The sequence below is a fragment of the Flavobacterium sp. genome (assembly GCF_046073885.1).
Lineage (GTDB): Bacteria > Bacteroidota > Bacteroidia > Flavobacteriales > Flavobacteriaceae > Flavobacterium.
Genome location: NZ_JBJTND010000063.1, coordinates 21,904 through 28,031, shown reverse-complemented (window position 1 = coordinate 28,031; position 6,128 = coordinate 21,904). Strand labels below are relative to the sequence as shown.

General features: G+C 34.4%; 4 protein-coding genes and 1 tRNA gene. 1 reads left to right on the top strand and 4 read right to left on the bottom strand.

The window, feature by feature from the left end; genetic code table 11:
- From ACKOWY_RS08310 to ACKOWY_RS08295, 4 genes are all read right to left on the bottom strand, one after another.
- Positions 1–2,516, bottom strand: a 2,516-nt coding sequence (locus ACKOWY_RS08310) for a hypothetical protein (protein WP_408940973.1), incomplete at its 3' end; no start/stop codon positions are given.
- A 124-nt stretch (positions 2,517–2,640) separates the two neighbouring features.
- Positions 2,641–2,722 (bottom strand) — tRNA-Tyr (locus ACKOWY_RS08305).
- A 125-nt stretch (positions 2,723–2,847) separates the two neighbouring features.
- Positions 2,848–3,261 carry a peroxiredoxin family protein gene (locus tag ACKOWY_RS08300; RefSeq protein WP_408940974.1) on the bottom strand — a complete coding sequence of 138 codons (414 nt, stop codon included), beginning with the start codon at positions 3,259–3,261 and terminating at the stop codon, positions 2,848–2,850.
- Positions 3,262–3,284: 23 nt separating this feature from the next.
- A complete protein-coding gene (locus ACKOWY_RS08295) occupies positions 3,285–4,013 on the bottom strand; it encodes a DUF4369 domain-containing protein (RefSeq protein WP_408940972.1) in 729 nt (242 codons plus the stop codon).
- A 192-nt stretch (positions 4,014–4,205) separates the two neighbouring features.
- On the opposite strand from ACKOWY_RS08295, the gene htpG reads away from it, so the two are divergent.
- The gene (gene htpG, locus ACKOWY_RS08290) at positions 4,206–6,092 is read left to right on the top strand and encodes a molecular chaperone HtpG (protein WP_408940971.1); all 1,887 of its coding nucleotides are present in this window, start codon (positions 4,206–4,208) and stop codon (positions 6,090–6,092) included.
- Positions 6,093–6,128: the final 36 nt, after the last annotated feature.

Below are 6,128 nucleotides of genomic sequence, written 5' to 3'. Positions count from 1 at the left end.
TTACCCGGATTACTAGCTCCAGATGGAACCGTCCATACATAACTGTAATTGGCAGCTGTAGCTGCTGTAGCAAATACTGTAGCCGGATTACCCTGACATACCGTTGGACTGTTTACTGTTAGTATTGGATTAGCATTTGAGGTCACAACACCAGAAACACTTGAGCTTGAACAACCAGTAAGCAAATCTGTGATTATAATACTATAAATACCTGCTGTAGATGTCGAAAACGAAGGAACATTTCCTGGATTTGTAGCACCTGAAGGAACGATCCAAGCATAAGAATAAGATCCAACGCTAGAAGGGTTAGCTGTAACTGTCGCGGGAATACCCTGGCATACAGAAGGGCTATTTACTAAAACTATAGGATTAGAATTCACACTTACTGCACCCGTAGCACTTGAGCTAGAACATCCGGTAGCAATATCTGTAATTACAACACTATAAACACCGGTTGTAGAAGTGTTGAAATTAGATACATTTCCGGGATTAATAAATCCGGCTGGAACTGTCCATGAATAGGAAAAGGTAGCACTAGTTGAAGATGTTGGCGTAGCACTAACTGTTGCAGGTGTTCCTTGACATACCGATGGGCTATTAACACTAACTACAGGATTAGAATTCACACTTACAATTCCAGAAGCACTAGAACTGGCACATCCGGTAACAGAATCAGTAATTATTACGCTATATGAACCGGCAATTGAAGTGCTCAAAGTAGAACTATTCCCAGGATTTGTGACTCCTGCAGGAACTGTCCATGAATAAGAATAAGTACCGGTAGTTGTTGGCGTTGCGATTACATTTGCGGGAATTCCCTGGCAAACAGAAGGATTATTTACTGTTACTATAGGATTCGAATTAATAGTTACCGTAAGTGTTTGTTGACTAGCACATGGAAAAGCAATAGAATCTGGGGTAAAGACATATGAAGTAGTTCCAATTGCAGTAGGATTAATTACAGAGGGAGACCATGTTCCTGAAATTCCATTTGGGGAAATCGTTGCTAAAACAGGAACCGATCCATTATAACAAATTGGAGAAATTGCAGCAAAGTTAGGTGCCGTAATCGAAGTACATGCCGTATTACAAATTGTAGTTTCAGAACTTATACATGAAACTCCATTTGGGATTAAATTAAATACAACCGATTGACCAATAGTCAATCCACTAACAATAAAATGATTTGGGGAAACCCATGTTCCACTTACTACTGGTCCACCATCAATTGAATAAAAATAAGAAAAATCAGTTTGGCCAACATTATCAAATTGAAAATACAAAGACGTTTGGGTTGAATTTGCTGGATCACAATGTAAATTCAAAGCAGGTCCTGTATTCGCAATGGAAACAAAAATTGGAACCCTTACACTTTCACAACCAGCAATGGTTTGACTCACATAATAAGTTGTAGTTCCTAAAGTGCTTGTTGATGGAGTTGGAACCGTAGTTGATGCAGTTCCACCTGTTGCATTGGTTCCGTACCAATTTAAAACTCCTCCAGAAGTAGCAGTTGCTGAAAGTGGTAAGGCAGTAACATTTTGACAATAGGATACAGGGGTAGTAACTGTTGGAGAACTTATAGATGTTAAATTGATAACAACCGTAGAAGTTTTTACAATATTACAACTATTGGTTATTGATAAAGTGAGCGTAATTGAATTTCCTGGTGTTGTAGGATCTATGGTATAGTTGGTATTTAAACTAGTTGGAGCAGAAAAAGTACCGCTTGGTGCAGACCAAGAAACACTTTGCTGACCTTGAGCTGTTCCAGATAAACTTATTGTACTTCCTTTACATGCAGTTTGAGAAGCTCCCGCATTTACCAAAAAAGGTGGGATAGGTGCAATACATCCGTTATTTACATATGATGCGACACCTGTAGAAGTAAAATTCACGGTGGCCCCATCATTATCTGTGGGTAACCCTCCATATGCACCAAAAATATTTATCAATAAACTTCTATCATAAGATACTGATTGGGTACACGATCCAAAAGACATTGTTAACGTTCTAATTCCAGCAACTACATTCCAATTTGCAAAATTACCTCCCGTATTACTCGGATTATTTTGAAAAATCATATAAATAGTTCCTGCAAGCGATGAAAAAGAATTAAAGGAAGTATTGATATTTTGGCTTGTAACTAATATAACTTCAGCATTTGCAGGCAAAACTCCACCTGTTGGCTCTAATATTATCCCACAACTGCCCGCAGAAGTTATTGCAGCATTTAATGCCGCCACCTTTGAAGCCGTAGTTGCATTTTGGATTAAACCCAGCCAAGGATTAGCTACATTTGGCCAATTGACATTTAAAGGAGTCGTAGTCAAATTTATTGCTGCTGAACCGACTTTAAAACGAACCATTTCATTATACCCCTCCTCATTTACCGGTAAGTTTGGCGAACAAGCATCAACTAAAATACTTTCAATTGAAAAACATTGCGCTGTTGCTTTTGACGAAAAAAACAAAAGAAAAAGTAAGGAAAAGGTAAGGAATTTAGAAATGCGCATTAATAATTCTATTAATTTTATTGATACAAAAATAGCTGAATTAAACCAATTTAAAATTAATTACACATTAAATGTTATTTAAAAAAATAAAAAAACTCCAACAGAAATGTTGGAGTTTTTTTTGTGGGGAGAGCAGGATTCGAACCTGCGAAGACGTAGTCAGCAGATTTACAGTCTGCCCTCGTTGGCCGCTTGAGTATCTCCCCTCCTATTTGTGGCTGCAAATATAGAAACACTTTTGATGTTTCCAAACTTATTTTATTCCTATTTTATTTGAATAGAATTAACCCTATGATTATGAATTAAATAAAAAATATCCTTAGAATTATTTTTATTTATTTGAAGCTAATAATTCAATAACTTTCTTTTTTAAATCATCTCCACGAAGATCTTTGGCAACAATTTTTCCAGAAGCGTCCAATATGAATGTAGTTGGAATTTGTTCTAAATTATACATTCTAGCAATAGGCTCTTTCCATTCTTTCAAATTTGAAATTTGAGTCCATGTAATTTTGTCTTTCGCTATTGCAGCTTTCCACTTCGATAATTCACTATCTAAAGATACTCCAATAATATTTAACCCTTTCGCATGTAGTTCATTATAAATAGCAACCACATTTGGGTTTTCTGCTCTACAAGGCCCACACCATGAAGCCCAAAAATCTATAATGGTTACTTTTCCTAAAGATTCTTTCAAAGAAACAACTTTGCCTTCAGGTGTTTTTGCAGAAAAGTCTGGGGCAATAGCTCCAACCTCAGCTTGGCTAGTTACTTTTTTTTTTGAGCGCTTTGATTGCTTTGGATTGTTTTTAACTTCAACGCAATGTCTTTTCCAATTTTAGTTTCTTTTATTTCAGAATCAAAATTTGAAAAAGTTTTAGTCACTTTTGCTAAATCAAATTTAGGTGAATTAAACATGTTTTGAAGTAAAAGTAATGAAATGTATGAATCTGGATTTTCATCAGGATAGGCAGTCATGAAATCTTCCATTTCTTTTTGAATATCGGTATAGCCTTTTTTCAATTTTTCAACTGTAGCCATATCATTTTTCTTTTGGGCATCCATTAATTTTTGAATGTTCTTGTTTTGGAATTCCATTAATTTTTTCTGGAATGTATTCAATTTTAAATTGAATTTTTGAAAATATTCATTATTATCAGTACCACCAATTTCAGATTTCCAGATACTATCTTTATCAATATTAATTTCAATTTCACCTGTTTCTAAAATAAAAGGAACTGGTTGTTGCAAACCACTTACAAAAACAGCAAGCATATTTGGTTCTTTAACTTTACCTTTCATTTCAAATTTTCCATCTTTTATTTTAGCAGAATCAACACTTTCTACAAGACCATACTCATTTTGTCTTTTAAGAACTACCATTTTACCATCAGCAATACCTTTGGCTTTACCAGAAATAAGAAATTCACCTTTACGAACTTTACTACAACTAAAAATGGCCAAAGAAAGAACCAATAAAAACGCTATTTTTTTCATTTTGTATACTATTAAATTTTTGCCAAAAGTATTTAAAAATATACAAACCACATAATAATTAAGATATGTTTTAGATTTTTATTGTAAGTAATGCCTGTTCAAAATATAAAATCCGACAATTTGTCATAATTATTGATTTGGTATTGAATTTGAAATAGATGGTTTCAAATTGTTTCACTTAAAATTTAAAATATGAGTACAGGAAAAATTAATGTTTCAGTAGAAAACATTTTCCCATTAATCAAGAAATTTCTTTACAACGATCACGAAATTTTCCTTCGCGAATTGGTTTCTAATGCCACTGACGCCACTTTAAAATTGAAACATTTAACCAGTATTGGTGAAGCCAAAGTAGAATACGGCAATCCAATCATAGAAGTTAAAATTGATAAAGAAGGAAAAAAACTTCACATCATCGATCAAGGTCTTGGAATGACTGCAGATGAAGTAGAGAAATACATCAACCAAGTTGCCTTTTCTGGTGCTGAAGAGTTTTTAGAAAAATACAAAGATTCTGCTAAAGATGCCGGAATAATTGGACATTTTGGTCTAGGATTTTATTCTGCTTTTATGGTTGCCGAAAAAGTAGAAATCATCACAAAATCCTACAAAGACGAGCCAGCTGCGCATTGGACTTGCGATGGAAGCCCAGAATTTACCCTCGAAGCTGCGGACAAAACAACAAGAGGATCAGAAATCATTCTTCACATTGCTGAAGATTCTTTAGAGTTTTTGGAAGAATTTAAAATTAGAGAATTACTTACCAAATACAATAAATTCATGCCGGTGCCAATTAAATTTGGAACCAAAACAGAAACTCTTCCAAAACCGGAAGATGCTCCAGAAGATTACAAGCCAGAAACTATTGAGGTAGATAACATCATCAATAATCCAAATCCGGCTTGGACAAAATTACCTGCCGATTTAAAAGACGAAGATTACAAACAATTTTACCACGAATTGTATCCAATGCAATTTGAGGAGCCTTTGTTTAACATCCATCTAAATGTAGATTATCCGTTTAATTTAACTGGTATTTTATATTTCCCAAAAATGTCTTCTGATTTACAATTGCAAAAAGATAAAATTCAATTGTATCAAAATCAGGTTTATGTAACCGACAATGTGGAAGGAATTGTGCCGGAATTTTTAGGAATGCTAAAAGGAGTAATTGATTCTCCAGATATTCCATTAAATGTTTCACGTTCTGGATTGCAAGCAGATAGTAATGTAAAGAAAATATCAAATTACATAACCCGTAAAGTAGCCGATAAAATGAAAGCGTTGTTCAATGAGAACCGCGAAGATTTTGAAAAAAAATGGAACGATATCAAAATCGTTCTAGAATACGGAATGCTTTCTGAACCTAAATTCTACGAAAAAGCGGGTGATTTTGTATTGTATCCAACAGTAGATGACAAATACTATACTTTGGCTGAATTAAAAGAGGCAATTACTACTAATCAAACTGATAAAAACGGGAAATTAGTAGTGCTTTATGCATCAAACAAAGAAGCACAACACGGATATATAGAAATTGCAAAAGAAAAAGGATACCAAGTATTGCTTTTAGACTCCCCTATTGTATCGCATTTAATTCAAAAATTAGAAGGTGATAACGAAAACCTGACTTTTGTTCGTGTTGATTCAGATCATATTGACAAATTAATAGCAAAAGAAGAAAATCAAATTTCTAAATTAACCGAAGAAGAACAAGGAAACTTGAAATCAGTTGTGGAAGAATTTGTACCTAAAGCAAATTACACCGTGCAATTAGAGCCTATGGATAGCACTGCAGCCCCTTTCATTATTACGCAACCTGAATTTATGCGCCGTATGAAAGAAATGAGTCAAACCGGTGGCGGTGGTATGTTTGGCATGGGTAATTTCCCAGAAATGTACAATTTGGTTGTGAACTCCAACTCCGATTTGGCAACAACCATTCTGAGTACTTCGGATAAATCTGCTCAAGAAAGCTTAATCAAACAAGCCTTAGACTTAGCTAAAATCTCACAAGGATTATTAAAAGGCGAAGAACTAACTGCTTTCGTTAAGCGTAGTTTTGAATTAATTAAATAAATAGCAAGAAAATAGTAATAAGACTAACCTGCGAGT